The 15,647-nt window shown below is 73.8% G+C and carries 11 protein-coding genes; 2 read left to right on the plus strand and 9 right to left on the minus strand.

Translation table 11 applies throughout. From position 1 onward, the window contains the following. Positions 1 to 201: 201 nt before the first annotated feature. From scpB to pyrG, 8 genes are all read right to left on the minus strand, one after another. A complete protein-coding gene (scpB, locus tag LE181_RS29530) occupies positions 202 to 783 on the minus strand; it encodes an SMC-Scp complex subunit ScpB (protein WP_225664589.1) in 582 nt (193 codons plus the stop codon). 131 nt (positions 784 to 914) lie between these two features. Continuing rightward, positions 915 to 1,847: a segregation and condensation protein A gene (locus LE181_RS29535; RefSeq protein ID WP_225664581.1), complete on the minus strand. Its 933-nt coding sequence runs from the start codon at positions 1,845 to 1,847 to the stop codon at positions 915 to 917. A 78-nt stretch (positions 1,848 to 1,925) separates the two neighbouring features. Beyond that, positions 1,926 to 2,462, minus strand: a complete 537-nt coding sequence (locus LE181_RS29540) for a hypothetical protein (protein ID WP_225664582.1) — start codon at positions 2,460 to 2,462, stop codon at positions 1,926 to 1,928. After that, positions 2,447 to 3,574: a ParA family protein gene (locus tag LE181_RS29545; protein ID WP_225664583.1), complete on the minus strand. Its 1,128-nt coding sequence runs from the start codon at positions 3,572 to 3,574 to the stop codon at positions 2,447 to 2,449. The genes LE181_RS29540 and LE181_RS29545 overlap by 16 nt, the downstream gene beginning before the upstream one ends. A gap of 321 nt (positions 3,575 to 3,895) precedes the next feature. After that, positions 3,896 to 5,011, minus strand: a complete 1,116-nt coding sequence (ald, locus tag LE181_RS29550) for an alanine dehydrogenase (RefSeq protein ID WP_225664590.1) — start codon at positions 5,009 to 5,011, stop codon at positions 3,896 to 3,898. 204 nt (positions 5,012 to 5,215) lie between these two features. After that, a complete protein-coding gene (locus LE181_RS29555; protein ID WP_225664584.1) occupies positions 5,216 to 7,387 on the minus strand; it encodes a tetratricopeptide repeat protein in 2,172 nt (723 codons plus the stop codon). A 222-nt stretch (positions 7,388 to 7,609) separates the two neighbouring features. Then, positions 7,610 to 8,245 carry an NUDIX domain-containing protein gene (locus LE181_RS29560; protein ID WP_225664585.1) on the minus strand — a complete coding sequence of 212 codons (636 nt, stop codon included), beginning with the start codon at positions 8,243 to 8,245 and terminating at the stop codon, positions 7,610 to 7,612. Between the two features lie 88 nt (positions 8,246 to 8,333). Beyond that, positions 8,334 to 9,986 carry a CTP synthase gene (gene pyrG / locus LE181_RS29565; RefSeq protein WP_263869561.1) on the minus strand — a complete coding sequence of 551 codons (1,653 nt, stop codon included), beginning with the start codon at positions 9,984 to 9,986 and terminating at the stop codon, positions 8,334 to 8,336. A gap of 469 nt (positions 9,987 to 10,455) precedes the next feature. On the opposite strand from pyrG, the gene LE181_RS29570 reads away from it, so the two are divergent. After that, on the plus strand, positions 10,456 to 12,258 hold the full coding sequence (locus LE181_RS29570) for a glycoside hydrolase family 15 protein (protein ID WP_225664586.1): 1,803 nt from the start codon (positions 10,456 to 10,458) through the stop codon (positions 12,256 to 12,258). Positions 12,259 to 12,310: 52 nt separating this feature from the next. Here LE181_RS29570 and LE181_RS29575 read toward each other — a convergent pair whose 3' ends face one another. Beyond that, entirely contained in the window at positions 12,311 to 13,612 is a 1,302-nt protein-coding gene (locus LE181_RS29575) for an MFS transporter (protein ID WP_225664587.1), read from the minus strand. 41 nt (positions 13,613 to 13,653) lie between these two features. On the opposite strand from LE181_RS29575, the gene LE181_RS29580 reads away from it, so the two are divergent. Continuing rightward, entirely contained in the window at positions 13,654 to 15,285 is a 1,632-nt protein-coding gene (locus tag LE181_RS29580; RefSeq protein WP_225664588.1) for a PucR family transcriptional regulator, read from the plus strand. Positions 15,286 to 15,647 lie beyond the last annotated feature (362 nt).

Here is a 15,647-nt window from a genome sequence, read left to right on the forward strand (position 1 = left end):
CCTCCGGGCGCGGCCGGCGCGGGCGCTCCTGCTGCCTGTCGTCGCGCGGGGCCCCGCCGCGACCGCCCTGGGGGCGCCCGTCACCGGAGCGACCGGCGCCGGAGCGACCGCCGCCCGCGCGCCCGCCCCCGGAGGCCGGACGTCCTCGTCCGCCCCGGTCGTCCCGGTTGCCGCTTCCGCTGTTCCTGCCGCTGCTTCGCATCAAAGTTCCGTCTTGTCGTCCGCTTCGGTGTCCGGTGCGTCCGGGTCGAAGGACGGCATCCCTTCCTGGGTGTCGCCCTCGACCGCTTCCGCCTCCGGGAGGAACGGTGCGAGCTCGGGAAGCTCGTCGAGGCCGCGCAGGCCCATCCGCTCCAGAAAGTAGTTCGTCGTCCTGTACAGGATCGCACCTGTTTCGGGTTCCGTCCCCGCCTCCTCCACCAGACCGCGCTGGAGGAGGGTGCGCATGACGCCGTCGCAGTTCACGCCGCGGACGGCGGAGACCCTCGAACGACTGACCGGCTGACGGTACGCGACGACGGCGAGGGTCTCCAGCGCGGCCTGGGTCAGCCGGGTCTGCTGCCCGTCGAGGACGAACGCCTCGACGGCGTCGGCGTACGCGTCGCGGGTGAAGAAGCGCCAGCCCCCCGCCACCTGCCGCAGGTCGAACCCGCGGCCCTGGACGGTGTACTCGTCGGACAGCTCCAGCAGGGCCCGGTCGACGTCGCGGCGCGGGCGGCCGAGGACCTGGGCGAGGTGCTCGGCGGTGGCGGGCTCGTCGACGACCATGAGGACGGCCTCCAGGGCCGGCCTGAGGTCGAGGTCCGCGACGGCCGGGGTGCCGGCGGGGACCTTCCGGCCCGGCTGCGCCCCCGCACCGGTCCCGCTCGTGGTCCCGCTGGTGGTCTCGTTCGTGGTCTCGTTCGTGGTCTCGCTCACGGTGCGCTCTCCTCCGGCTCGGTCTCCGGCTCGCGGTCGAACTCGTCGGTCACCACCGGCGTCGCGTCCTCCGCGCCCGTCCAGCGGACCGTCAGGGCCCCCAGGGCCTCCTCCTGGTCCAGGACGACCACCCGCTCGCGGTAGAGCTCCAGAAGGGCCAGGAAGCGCGCCACGACGGTCAGCGTGTCCGGGGCGTCCTCGGCGAGCTGCCCGAACGTGGCCTCGCCGGAGGACCGCAGCCGGGCCACCACGACCTCGGCCTGCTCGCGGACGCTGACCAGCGGCGCGTGGATGTGGTCGACGTAGACCTGGGGCGCCGGCCTGGGCCGCATGGCCTTGACCGCCAGCTCCGCGAGCCGCACGGGACCGATGCCGAGGACGACCTCGGGCAGCAGCTCGGCGTGGTGCGGCTCCAGGCCGACCGTCCGCGGGTGGCGGCGGTCCTCGGCCGCCAGCCGGTCGCTGAAGATCTCCGCGATCCGCTTGTACGCACGGTATTGCAGCAGCCGTGCGAACAGCAGGTCACGGGCCTCCAGCAGGGCGAGGTCCGCCTCGTCCTCCACCTCGGCGGCGGGCAGCAGCCGGGCCGCCTTGAGGTCCAGGAGGGTGGCGGCGACGACCAGGAACTCGGTCGTCTGGTCCAGGTCGAAGTCCGGTCCCATGGCCCGGATGTGGGCCATGAACTCGTCGGTGACCTTGGACAGGGCCACCTCGGTGACGTCCAGCTTGTGCTTGGCGATCAGCTGCAGGAGCAGGTCGAACGGGCCCTCGAAGTTGTCCAGCCGGACGGTGAACCGGCCGTCGCCCTCCTCACCGGAAGCCTGCTGCTCCCGCTCCTCCGGTGCGTCCCCGGTGGGCGGCGGCGTCGGCTGCCCGCCCGGGCCGCGGCCCAGGGGACGGCGGGCCGGCGGGGAGGCGGCTGGGGGCATGGGGGTTTCCAGGGTGCGGGGCGGAACGGGCCGTACGGCCCGGAGGCTCGGTACGGCAGGAGGCTAGCGGGGAGGCGCTCAGCGGCCGCGCAGGCGCCGCACGAGGATGCTCGCGTCGCCGCGCTGCTCCAGGTCGGCCAGGACGACGGCGACGGCCTCCCGGACGATGCGGCCGCGGTCGACCGCGAGGCCGTGCTCGCCGCGCAGCACCAGCCGGGCGTGCTCCAGGTCCATGAGCTCCTCGGCGGAGACATAGACGGTGATCTTCTCGTCGTGGCGCTCGCGGCCGCTGGGCCGGCGGTTGGCGGTGCGCCCGCGCCGCTTGACGGGGGCGGTGGGCTCGGCCGTACGGGCGGCGGCGCGGTCGCGCCCGTCCGCGGCGCGGCGCTCGGCCTCCGGCTCCCGGTCGGCGGCCGCCGGGGCGGCCGTGCCGCGCCCGTCCCGCTCGGCGGTCTTGCCCGACCGCTCGCCGTCGGGCGCGTCACCCGGCCCGGGCACCCTGGGCTGCTGCGCCTCGGCGCCCGCCTTCCGGCGCGGGGACGAGGACTGCAGCCCCATGCCGCCGGTGGTCCGGAACAGTTCGTCGGCGCCGGGCAGACTCACTCGGCGTGACACCGGGCGAGCACCTCCCTGGCCAGCTGACGGTAGGCGGCGGCGCCCACGGAGTTGGACGCGTACGTGGTGATCGGCTCGCCCGCGACGGTGGTCTCGGGGAAGCGCACCGTACGGCCGATGACGGTGTGGTAGACGTGGTCGTCGAACGCCTCGACCACGCGCGCGAGGACCTCGCGGCTGTGCACCGTGCGCGAGTCGTACATCGTGGCGAGGATGCCGTCGAGCTCCAGCTCCGGGTTGAGCCGCTCCTGGACCTTCTCGATGGTCTCGGTGAGCAGCGCCACGCCGCGCAGTGCGAAGAACTCGCATTCCAGCGGCACGATCACCTTGTGAGCCGCCGTCAGGGCGTTGACGGTGAGCAGGCCGAGCGAGGGCTGACAGTCGATCACGATGTAGTCGTAGTCCGACATCAGCGGCTTCAGGGCCCGCTGGAGGGTGGACTCGCGGGCGACCTCGCTGACGAGCTGGACCTCGGCCGCCGACAAGTCGATATTGCTCGGCAGCAGGTCCATGTTGGGGACGGCCGTCTTCAGCAGCACCTCGTCGGCCGACATGCCCCGCTCCATGAGCAGGTTGTAGACCGTCAGGTCCAGCTCCATCGGGTTGACCCCGAGGCCGACGGAGAGGGCGCCCTGGGGGTCGAAGTCGACCAGCAGGACCCGGCGGCCGTACTCCGCGAGCGCGGCACCCAGGTTGATGGTCGAGGTGGTCTTGCCGACCCCGCCCTTCTGGTTGCACATCGCAATGATTTTGGCCGGGCCGTGGTCGGTCAGCGGTCCGGGGATGGGGAAGTACGGCAGGGGGCGCCCGGTGGGGCCGATGCGCTCGCGGCGCTGGCGGGCGGCGTCGGGGGCGAGGGTCGCCGCGTACTCGGGGTCCGGCTCGTACTCCGCGTCGGGGTCGTAGAAGTGCCCGTCCGGCACTTGCTCGTAGTCGGCGAGACGGGTGGACTCCACCCCGCCCCGGTCGCCGGCCGTGGCGTTCACGTGTTGACCGTCCATGCTCTGGTGGGCTGTCGTCATGTTCTGGATGTCCTGCTGGGCTGCGAAGGTGTGGACAGCGACGGAGCCGACGGCTTGGAGTCCCACGGGACTCTGGCCCAGCGCAGGCATTCCTGGGTGACCACCCCCGGGAGCAAATGTCGACTCATTCACAAGTCGTCCTACCTCCTTGGTGACCAGGAAACATCTAGATACGTCAGCGTGGCACCATGCCGACGGTTGGCGACTCTATGGCGTGTCGGCGGTCCGCAGCAACACAATCCGCCGGAGACGGCACGATGTGTCGGCAATCGAACACCCTTCTGTCAAGGGTGTACGGCGGATAACCCGGAAGAATCACGGGCGGGTCAAAGGGCGGCAAAACACCCGGCCGGGCCTTGCTCGGCAAGGCCCGGCCGGGTGCGTGCTCTTCTGGGTCCGACGGTCGTCGGCTCAGCCGAGCAGGGTGCTCAGTTCGACGTGCGGCAGGCCGTGCGCCTCGGCGACGGGGCCGTAAACGACCTGACCCTCATGGGTGTTGAGACCCTTGGCCAGCGCGGCGTCGCGGCGCAGCGCCTCCTGCCAGCCGCGGTTGGCCAGCTCCACGATGTAGGGCAGCGTGGCGTTGGTCAGCGCGTAGGTGGAGGTGTTCGGCACCGCGCCCGGCATGTTGGCGACGCAGTAGAAGACGGAGTCGTGGACCTGGAAGGTCGGCTCCGCGTGGGTGGTGGGACGGGAGTCCTCGAAGCAGCCGCCCTGGTCGATCGCAATGTCGACAAGGACACTCCCGGGCTTCATCTTGGCGACGAGCTCGTTGGTGACCAGCTTGGGGGCCTTGGCGCCCGGGATCAGGACGGCACCGATGACCAGGTCGGCCTCGACGACGGCCTTCTCCAGCTCGTAGGCGTTGGAGACGATCGTCTGCACCTTGGTGCCGAAGACCTTGTCGGCCTCGCGGAGCTTGTTGATGTCACGGTCGAGCAGGGTCACGTGGAAGCCCATGCCGACGGCGATCTGCGCGGCGTTCCAGCCGGAGACGCCGCCGCCGATGACGACGGCCTTGCCGGCGTGGGTGCCCGGGACGCCGCCCGGCAGCACGCCGCGGCCGCCGGCCGAGCGCATCAGGTGGTAGGCGCCGACCTGCGGGGCCAGCCGGCCCGCGACCTCGGACATCGGGGCGAGCAGCGGGAGCGCGCGGTTGGCGAGCTCGACGGTCTCGTACGCGATGGCGGTGGTGCCGGACTCCAGCAGGGCGTCCGTGCACTCGCGGGAGGCGGCGAGGTGCAGGTAGGTGAAGAGCGTCTGGCCCTTGCGGAGACGGTGGTACTCCTCCGCGATCGGCTCCTTGACCTTCAGGAGCAGGTCGGCGGTGGCCCAGACGTCGTCGGCGGTGTCCAGGATGGCGGCACCGGCACCGACGTACTCGGCGTCGGTGATGGAGGAGCCGAGACCGGCTCCCTTCTCGACGAAGACCTGGTGGCCGTTGCGCACCAGCTCATGCACGCCGGCGGGCGTGATGGCCACGCGGAACTCGTTGTTCTTGACCTCGCGGGGGATACCGACCTTCACGTCGATCACGGTCCTTGTATCAGAGAATGACAGGCTAATCCTGATATGCCGGGCACACCAGAGCAGACCGCGTCGATCGCGGCGTTGCCAGTCTAATGAAGGATTGCGCGCTGTCTAGCCTTGCAATGCACCAATCTTTGCGGGAACCGCCACTGATTTCTTAGGTCGAAGATCCGATACCCTGCCGGTCCCCCTCCACCGCACCTACCGCACCCGCACCGGCGGCCCCTCTCCGGCGGACTCCCCGGCGGACGCCGCCGGCCGCTGCCCGGGCGGCTCCGGCACCGCCTGCGCCTCGCCCAGCAGCCGCTCCGCGGACTGCCGGTGCTCCACCGCCGAGGCGGGGTCGCCCAGCCGCTCCAGGGTGTCCGCCAGCCGCAGCCGCACGGCCGCCTCCAGCCGCGGGTCGCCCGCGGCCTTGGCGCACTCCACCGCCTCCAGGCACGTGCGCAGCGCCTCGCGCGGCCGCCCCGCGTGCTCCAGCACCCGGGCCGCCTCGCTCAGCGCCCGTGCGTGCCCGGGCTGGTCGCGCAGCCGGCGGCAGGCCGCGGCCGCCGCCCGCCAGTCGCGCAGCGCCTCCGTCCACTGGCCGGCATAGCCGTGCACCGCGCCCAGCCGCCCGTACAGCCGTGCCTCGTCGGCGAGTTCACCCCGCGTCAGACGCAGCTCCAGCCCCCGCCGGTACCAGTCCGCCGCCCGCTGCCAGTCGCCCAGTGCCTGGTGCGCGGCCGCGATGGATTCCAGCGCCCGGCTGATGGCGTACGGGTCGCCCGCCTCCCGCGCCGACTGCAGCGCCTGGCGGTAGCGCTCCAGCGCCTCCCCGGTCCGTCCGGCGCGGGCGTCCAGGTCGCCGAGGTTCAGCAGCGCCGCGGCCTTCTCCAGCGGCATCTCGCAGCGCCGGGCCACGTCGAGGACGAGCTGGTGCAGCCCGTACAGCTCCGGTGCCGCCGCCTCCGCGCCCAGGTGAGCCGTCAGGGCCCGGGTCAGTGCGGAGACCAGCCGCCGGGCGAGGGTGTCGAGCCTGCCGTCCTCCACGGCCAGGCGGGCGGCGGCCAGCAGCGCCGGCAGCCGGGCCAGCAGCCATTCCTCGGCGGCGGCCGGGGAGGGGAAGCGCAGGGGGCGGGGCAGCTGCTCGATCCGCCGGCGCACCGCCGGGTCGTCCCGTTCGGTGGCGGCCCGGCAGGAGTGCAGCTGGCGCACGGTGCGCTCCAGCATGCGGGCGCGCGCAAGCTCGATCTCCGCGGGCCGCTCCTGCGCCTGCAGCAGCGCGCCCAGCAGCGGCGCCAGGCAGCCGGGCACCCGGTACTGCGGCGGCAGCGCGCCCGAGGCGCCCTCGGGGGCCTCCGTGCGCAGCAGGCCCCGGGCCGTGAAGTCCTCCAGCAGCGACTGGGCCGTCGCCAGCGAGGAGCCGGCCAGGGCGGAAGCGGTGTGGGCGTCGAGCAGGCCGGCCGGGGCCAGCGCGAGGAGGTGCAGGGTGCGGGCGGCGGGCGGCGGCAGCGCCTCGTAGGCGAGGTGGAAGGCCCGGGCCAGCGGCAGGCCGGTGCCGCCCTGGTCCGGGGCGCCGGCCGGCAGCTCGCGCATCCGCTTGGCCACGTCCACGACCGTCGTCTTGGGGCGGGCGGCCAGCCAGCCGCCGACCAGGACCAGGGCGGCGGGCTGGCCGCCGCACTGCTCCACCACGGTGCTCGCCGCCACGGGGTCGCAGGTGATGCGGGTGGGGCCCGCGTACCACTGCAGCAGGTCGACGGCGGCGGGCGCGTCCAGGCCGCCGAGGGTGCACGGCCGCACGTCGGGCACCCCGGTCAGCGGCCCGCGCGAGACGGCGACGACGAGGCAGTCGGGCTCGTCGGGCAGCAGCGGGTCCACCTGCTCGGCGCCGGCCGCGTCGTCCAGGATCAGCAGCACCCGCCGCCCGTCCAGGGCGGAGCGCAGCGCCTGGGTGAGTTCGTCCTCCTCGGCGCCGGCCGGCACGGGGGCGCCGAGCTCGGCGAGCAGCGCCCGGGCGGTGCGTTCGGTGGGGACGGGTGCCCCGTCGGCGCCGGTGAGGCGGGCGCGGAGTACTCCGTCCGGGTACTCCCCGGCGAGCCGGCGGGCCAGCGCCTCGGCGAGGGCGGTGCGGCCGGAGCCGGGGCGGCCGGCGATGAGCAGCACCCGGCTGCGCGGTGTCTTGCGGCCCGAGAGGGTGTCCAGGCCGGCCCGGACGATGTCCTCGCGCAGCTCCTTGAGCTCGCGCAGCCGTCCGACGAACGGCTGCGGGCCGAAGGCCGCCGCGGGGGCGGCCGGTTGACGGGGGCTCATTCCCCCGCTCGGGGCGGGCAGCCGCCGTTCGGGCGGGGCCGCCGCCGGTCCGCCGGTCTCCACCGTCCGCTCCGCCACGGGTCCACTCCCGTTCCACCTGCACTGCACGCACGAGCCCGCCGCGGCCGCGGTCGGGAACGTATCGAGCCTAGTTCACCGCCCGCCGCGCTCCGGGGAACGCACACCGGCCATGCTGAAGATCACCTATTCGGGTTGCATGACGGTCGGACCGGCCGGGCTTCCGTGCGGTGACTCAGGGGCCCGCCCGGGGTGGGTCCGGGGAGGTGTCCCGAGGGGCCGTCAGACCTCGAAGGGGCGGGCCGGCCAGGGCGCCTCCGCCGGGCGCAGCGCGTCCAGGCCGTCGCCCGCGCGGGCCGCCACGAGTGAGAGCACGCCCACGACGAGGCAGTTGTTGTGCAGCTCGCCGGCGAGGACGCCGCGGACCAGCTCCGGCACCGCCACCCGGGTCACCTCCATGTCGAGCTCCTCGTGCTCGACCTCGAAGCGCTCCCCCTCGACGTCGGAGATGCCGCGGGCCAGGAAGATCCGCACGGCCTCGTCGCAGCCGCCGGGCGTGGTGTAGACGTCGGTCAGCACCCGCCAGTCCTCGGCCTTGACGTGCGCCTCCTCGTAGAGCTCGCGCTGGGCGGCGTGCAGCGGGTTCTCGCCGGGGACGTCGAGCAGCCCGGCCGGGATCTCCCACAGCCGCTGCCGCACCGGGTGGCGGTACTGGTTGAGCACGATCACCCGGTCCTGGTCGTCGAGAGCGAGGACGGCGACCGAGCCCGGGTGCACCTGGTAGTCGCGGGTGACGACGGTGCCGTCCGGCATCACCACGTCGTCCGTGCGGACACTCGTCTTGTTGCCGGTGAACGGCATGGTGGTGGCGTTGACCTGCCACTCCTCGGCGGTGTCCTGGATGGGTGCGTGCGCCATGTGTGTCCTCCCGCGAAACTCCAGCAAAACGGCAACCGGGGTGAACCCCTCCCTCACAGGAGGCGCTCACCCCGGTCAACCGTATAGGTCAGCCCTGCTGGCGCTGCACGGCCGCCTTCACCAGGCCCGCGAAGAGCGGGTGCGGGCGGGTCGGGCGGGAGCGCAGCTCCGGGTGGGCCTGGGTGGCCACCAGGTAGGGGTGGACCTCGCGCGGGTACTCGACGTACTCCACGAGCTTGTTGTCCGGCGAGGTGCCGGAGAAGACGATGCCGGCCTTCTTCTCCAGCTCCGCGCGGTAGGCGTTGTTGACCTCGTAGCGGTGGCGGTGGCGCTCCTCCACGTAGGGCTCGTTGTCGTAGACCTCGCGGACGATGGAGCCCTCGGCCAGCTTGGCCGGGTACATGCCCAGGCGCATCGTTCCGCCCATGTCGCCCTCACCGGCGACGATGTCCATCTGCTCGGCCATCGTGGAGATGACCGGGTGGGCGGTGGCCGGGTCGAACTCGGTGGAGTTGGCGCCGTCGATGCCGGCCAGGTTGCGGGCGGCCTCGATGACCACGCACTGCAGGCCCAGGCAGAGGCCCAGCAGCGGGACCTTGTTCTCACGGGCGTAGGTGATGGCGCCGACCTTGCCGTTGACGCCGCGGTCGCCGAAGCCGCCGGGGATGCAGATCGCGTCGACGTCGGAGAGCTGCTTCTTGGCGCCCGCCGGGGTCTTGCAGTCGTCGGAGGCGACCCACTTGACCTTGACCTTGGCGCGGTTGGCGAAGCCGCCCGCGCGGATGGCCTCGGTCACCGACAGGTAGGCGTCCGGCAGGTCGATGTACTTGCCGACCAGCGCGACCGTGACCTCGTGCGAGGGGTTGTGGACGCGGTCCAGCAGGTCCTCCCACTGGGTCCAGTTCACGTCGCGGAAGGGCAGGTCCAGCTTGCGCACGACGTAGGCGTCCAGGCCCTCGGTGTGCAGCACCTTGGGGATGTCGTAGATCGACGGGGCGTCGATCGCGGCGACCACCGCGTCCTCGTCGACGTCGCACATCAGCGAGATCTTGCGCTTGATGGCGGTGGGCACCTCGCGGTCGGCGCGCAGCACGATCGCGTCGGGCTGGATGCCGATGTTGCGCAGCGCGGCCACCGAGTGCTGGGTGGGCTTGGTCTTCAGCTCGCCGGAGGGGCCGATGTAGGGCAGCAGCGAGATGTGCACGACGAAGACGTTGTCGCGGCCGACCTCGTGGCGCACCTGGCGGACGGTCTCCAGGAAGGGCAGCGACTCGATGTCGCCGACCGTGCCGCCGACCTCGGTGATGACGACGTCGACGTCCTCGGTCGCCATGCGCCGGATGCGGTGCTTGATCTCGTTGGTGATGTGCGGGATGACCTGCACGGTGTCGCCCAGGTACTCACCGCGGCGCTCCTTGGCGATCACCGTGGAGTAGACCTGGCCGGTGGTGACGTTCGCAGAACCGTCGAGGTCGACGTCGAGGAAGCGCTCGTAGTGGCCGATGTCCAGGTCGGTCTCGGCGCCGTCGTTGGTGACGAACACCTCGCCGTGCTGGAAGGGGTTCATCGTGCCCGGGTCGACGTTGAGGTACGGGTCGAGCTTCTGCATCGTCACCCGCAGACCCCGGGCCTTGAGCAGCGCGCCCAGGCTGGAGGCGGTCAGGCCCTTGCCGAGCGAAGAGGCGACACCCCCGGTGACGAAGAGGTGCTTGGTCGTCGTGGGCTTAGCTGCAATGGCCAAAGGGGGGCTCCCGTGGTCGCGAGTGAGGGTGCGTGCCGGCGGTCACCCGGTCGGTTCCGGGGGTGCCGTCGCTGCGGTTGGGGGGTCTTGCGCCCACCGGTCCACGGGGTACCAGGGTATCAGCGCCCGCGGCCGGGCGCGTCCGGTGACGCGGCGCGACGGCCTCGCCGACCGTGCGTCACGGAGGTGTCACCGGGCGCGTCGCGGGCACGCATCAGGCCACCCATTCGGCACAGATTCCCCCACCAACCGTCGCGCGTGTCCCAACTCGTCGTCGTATCCTGCTCGGACACACGCAGCGAGCCGGCCGGCACGGCACCATCCCGCCCTCCCCCAGCCACCCCCTGGGAGGGGCTCTCCCCGGAACAGAGCTCGTCGAAGATCGCATTGACCGTCAAAGGGCCCCGCAGGGTCCTGGATGCCGTTCGACCCCTGAAGGGGTCCTGGATGCCGTTCGACTGGAGATGACGTGGCCGGGCGTATCGAGGATTACGCACTCATCGGCGACATGCAGACCGCCGCCCTGGTCTGCCGGGACGGGACGGCCGACTGGCTGTGCCTGCCCCGATTCGATTCGCACGCCGCGTTCGCCGGACTGCTCGGCACGGAGGAACACGGCTACTGGCGCATCGGCCCCGCGCACCCCTCGGGGGCGGCCCCGCCGCAGGCGGACCGCCGCCGCTACCGCGGCGACTCCCTCGTCCTGGAGTCCGAGTGGGACACACCCCGCGGCACGGTCCGCATCATCGACTTCATGCCGCCGCGCGACGGCGCCCCACAGCTGATCCGGATCGTGGAGGGCGTCAGCGGCCGGGTGCCCATGCGCTCCGCGCTGCGCATGCGCTTCTCCTACGGGCGGGTCGTGCCCTGGGTGCACAAGGTGGGCGACCGCACGGTGGCCGTCGCGGGCCCCGACTCCGTCTGGCTGGACACCACCGCCGACACCTTCGGCAAGGACCTCACCACCTACTCCGACTTCACCGTCTCCCCCGGCGAACGCGTCGCCTTCACCATCAGCTGGCAGCCCTCGCACCGCGAGCCGCCCGCCCTGCCCGATCCCGAGGGCTCGCTGGAGGCCACGGAGGAGTTCTGGCGCGAGTGGGTCGGCCACTGTACGTACCACGGCCCCTACCGGGACGCCGTGGTCCGCTCGCTGATCACCCTCAAGGCGCTGACGTACGCGCCCACCGGCGGCATCGTCGCCGCCCCCACCACTTCCCTGCCGGAGGAGATCGGCGGCGTCCGCAACTGGGACTACCGCTACACCTGGCTGCGGGACGCCGCGATCACCCTGTCCTCGCTGCTGCGCACCGGCTACCGCGAGGAGGCCCGCGCCTGGCGCGAGTGGCTGCTGCGCGCCGTCGCCGGCGACCCCGAGAACCTGCAGATCATGTACGGCATCGCCGGCGAGCGCGAGCTCGGCGAGGCCGAGCTGCCCTGGCTGCCCGGCTACGAGAACTCCGGCCCGGTCCGGGTCGGCAACGGCGCCGCCGGCCAGCTCCAGCTCGACGTCTACGGCGAGGTCACCGAGGCCCTGCACCTGGCCCACATGACGGGTCTCGCCCGCAACGACTACGCCTCCCTGCTCCAGCTGCGGCTCATCGGCTACCTGGAGGACCACTGGACCGAGCCCGACGAGGGCATCTGGGAGGTGCGCGGCCCCCGCCGCCACTTCGTCCACTCCAAGGTCATGGCCTGGGTCGCCGTCGACCGCACCATCAAGCTCATCGAGTCCGGCGACGTGGACGGCCCGCTGGAGCGCTGGCGCGAGCTGCGCGACGACATCCACCGGGACGTGTGCGAGAAGGGCTACGACAAGGAGCGCAACACCTTCACCCAGTCCTACGGCTCCCGGGAGCTGGACGCCTCCCTGCTGCTCATCCCGCAGATGGGCTTCCTGCCGCCCGACGACAAGCGCGTCATCGGCACCATCGAGGCCATCCAGCGGGAGCTGTCGACCCCCGACGGCTTCGTGCTGCGCTACCCGACCGCTGGCGAGGACGCGGGCGTGGACGGACTGGCGGGCGACGAAGGCGCCTTCCTGGCCTGCTCGTTCTGGCTCGCCGACGACCTGGCCATGATCGGCCGCGTCGAGGAGGCACGCGAGCTCTTCGAGAAGCTGCTGAACCTGCGCAACGACCTGGGTCTGCTCGCGGAGGAGTGGGACTCCCGCCTGCAGCGGCAGGTGGGCAACTTCCCGCAGGCGTTCAGCCACGTGCCGCTCATCGACACCGCCCTGCGCCTGACCGCGTCGAGCGCCTTCGGCGGCTAGCCCGGCCCGGCCGCCCTCCGGCCCTCCCGCCCTCCGGCCCTCCCGCCCTCCGTCAGCGCCTGCGGAGGGCGAAGTACAGCGCCAGGGCGCCCGAGGGGGCCACGAGCACGGCTGCGGCGGCATTGAGCCCGCCGTAGCCGTAGTCGCCGAGCACCGTGCCGGAGAACGCGCCGCCGGCCGCTCCCACCAGGTTCATCGCGGTGTCGGACAGCCCCTCCACCTCCGGGCGGTGCGCGGCCGCCACCGACTCGCCCAGCAGCGTCGACCCGGCGACGGTCACGCACGACCAGCCCACGCCCAGCAGGAACAGGCCCGCCGTCACCGGCCACTGCCGGCTCCCCGCCGTGCCGGCGAGCAGCGTGGCGGTGACGAGGACCGCCTGCCCCAGGAGGATCACCGGCACCCGGCCCAGCCGGTCGGCCGCCCTGCCCACCAGCGGCGACAGCGCGTACATCCCGGCGATGTGCACGCTGATGGTGAAGCCGATGATGCTCAGTGAGGCCCCGTGGTGTGCGAGGTGCACGGGCGTCATCGACATCACCGCCACCATCACGCCGTGCCCGAGGACCAGCGCCGCCAGGCCCGTCAGAGCGGCGGGCGACGCGCTCACCTGCCGCATCGCCGCGCGCATACGGGCCGCGAAGCCCTCCCCTCCCGGGTGCGGGGCGTGCCCGGTACCGGCCGACAGCAGCGGATCGGGGCGCAGCAGGGTGTGGACGACCGCCCATCCCAGGACGAACGCCACCACGGAGAAGACGAACGTGCCGGCCGGTCCGGGCAGGCCGAGCGGGCGGGCCACCGCCTCGCCCGGGCCGCTGAGGTTGGGGCCGAGGACGCTGCCCACCGTCGTCGACCAGACCACGAGCGACAGCGCGCCCGCCCGGGCCCCGGGCTCGGCCAGATCGGTGGCCGCGTAGCGCGACTGCAGGTTGGCCGCCGTGGCCGCGCCGATCAGCAGCATGCCGAGCAGCACCGGCGGGTACGCGCCGAGCCGGGCGGCGATCAGGACGACGACGGAGCCCGCGGCGGCCACCAGCCAGCCGGTGCCCAGCCCCGCCCTGCGGCCCCGGGCGCGGGACAGCGCGGCCAGCGGCACCGCCAGCAGCGCGGCGCCCAGCGTGATCAGGGTGGTGGACAGGCCCGCCAGCGACTGCGAGCCCGTCAGCCGCTCGACGAGCAGCCCGCCCGAGGAGAGCATCGAGCCCATGCCGAGGCCGGCCACGATCTGGGCCGCGATCAGGACCCGCAGCGTGCGCCGCTGCACGGCGGCGCGGTCGGGGCCCGCGAGGGCGCCCGGGGAGGTGTCCGTGCGTATGCCGGAGGGCGGGGAAGGGGGCGGGGCGGCTGACGTCATGCGGGACAGGGTAGGGGCGGGCGGCCTGTAGGTTCGCGCGCATGGAACCGCCGCTCCCGCCCGCCCCTCCGCAGGGCGCCATCACCGTCGCCCGGGCCCTCGAACTGCCCGCCCTGCGCCGGGGCCTGCCCGAGGTGATGACCGGCGCCGACCAGCTGCACCGGCCGGTGCGCTGGGTGCACGCGGGCGAGGTGCCGAACATCGCCGCCCTCCTCAAGGGCGGCGAGCTGCTGCTGACCACCGGGCTGGGGATCGGCGACCGCCCCGCCGAACAGCGGGCGTTCGTGCGCGGGCTCGCCGAGCGGGGCATCGCGGCGCTCGTCGTCGAGCTGGGCGCGCGCTTCGCCACGCTGCCGGCGGCCGTGGTGGACACGGCCCGCTCGTGCGGCCTGCCCCTGGTGCAGCTGCACCGGGAGGTGCCGTTCGTCGCGGTCACCGAGGAGATCCACACCGAGCTGGTCAACGAGCACTACGCGCTGCTGCGCCGGGCCGAGGAGGTGCACCGGCGCTGCACGGAGGTCCTGCTGGGCGGGGGTGGCGTGCCCGAGGTGCTGCGGCTGTTCGCCGGTTTCACGGGCAATCCCGTCTTCCTGGAAGCCTCCGACGGGCGGCTGCTGTACGCGGCCGGACCCGAGCCCGCCCCGCCGGGAGCCGCCGATCCCCTGCAGGTGTGGGACGGGCTGCGGGCGGCGGGGCTGCCGGGCCGCCTCGTCGCGGACGTCCCCGGCACCGGGCCCGGGCCGGGCGCGGTCCGGGCCCGGCTGTCCGTCCTGCCCGTCAACGCGCCGCTCGCGCCCGTGCACCGGATCGCCGCGGACCGGGCGGCGGGGCTGCTGGCGGTGGTGCTGCTGCAGGCCCGGCAGGAGGAGGAGCTGGCCGCGCGCGGCCGCGGCGACTTCCTCACCGACCTCGCCGAGGACCGGCTGGACGCGGCCGACGCCGCCGCGCAGGCCCGGGTGCTGGGCTTCCGGCCCGGGCCCGGTCCACTGCTGCCGGTGGTGATGCGGCCGGCCGGCGAACCGGTGCCGGCCCCCGACAGCTGGACGGCGCTGGCGGGGGCGGTCCACCGGGAGCTGGCCGGGGTGGGAGCGCCGGTGCTGCTGGGGGTGCGACTGCCGGAGGGGCGGGTTCCGCTGCTGGTGGGGCTGCGGGAGGACGAGGAACGGGCCGCGGTGGCCGACCGGGTCGCGGCCGCGCTGCGGGCGGGGGCGGAACGTGCGTCGTGCCGGCCGCCGGTGGTGGTCGTCGGGGCGCCGGCGACGTGGCGGACCGCCGGAGCCGGCCTGCGGCACGCGGCCGAGGCGGCGGGGGCGGTGGCGGCCGCGGGACAGGGCCTTCCCGACCGTCCCTGGCACGACGTGCGGCGGCTGGACGTGGACGTCCTGCTGTGGCGGCTGCGCTCGCACGGGGACCTGGCGGCGTTCGTGGAGCGCGCCCTGGGACCGTTGCTGGCCCACGACGCGACGTCCCGGCCGCCGCTGCTGCCGACGCTGGAGACGTACCTGGCCCACGCGGGCCGCAAGGCGGAGACGGCGCGGGAGCTGCACCTGAACCGGCAGACGCTGTACGACAGGCTGGGACGGATCGGGAAGCTGCTCGGCACGGACCTGGAGGACCCGGAGGCGGTTCTGTCGCTGGGGCTGGCGCTGCGGGCGCGGCGGCACGTGGGGTGAGGCCGGGTCTCGGAGCGGTGCGGGTCGTCTGTCTGGGCGGGGCCGGGTCGGCGTCGGGGCGGACCCTTCTGGGGGCTGCATTATTTACGGCAACGGCAGCCGTGGAACGAACCGTCTCCGACGCCGCAAATAACGCGTCACGCCCCCTGCCAGGGCCCACCCCGCCCCCGCCCCGGCCCCTCCCGCCGGTGGTGGGTACCCGCCTGCCGCCTGCCGCCTGCCGCCTGCCGCCTGCCGCCTGCCGCCTGCCGCCTGCCGCCTGCCGCCTGCCGCCTGCCGCCTGCCGCCTGCCGCCTGCCGCCTGCCGCCTGCCGCCTGCCGCCTGCCGCCTGCCGCCTGCCGCCTGCCGCCTGCCGCCTGCC

Origin of the sequence: Streptomyces sichuanensis, from assembly GCF_020328095.1 — a bacterium.
GTDB classification, from domain to species: Bacteria; Actinomycetota; Actinomycetes; order Streptomycetales; family Streptomycetaceae; genus Streptomyces; species Streptomyces cinnamoneus.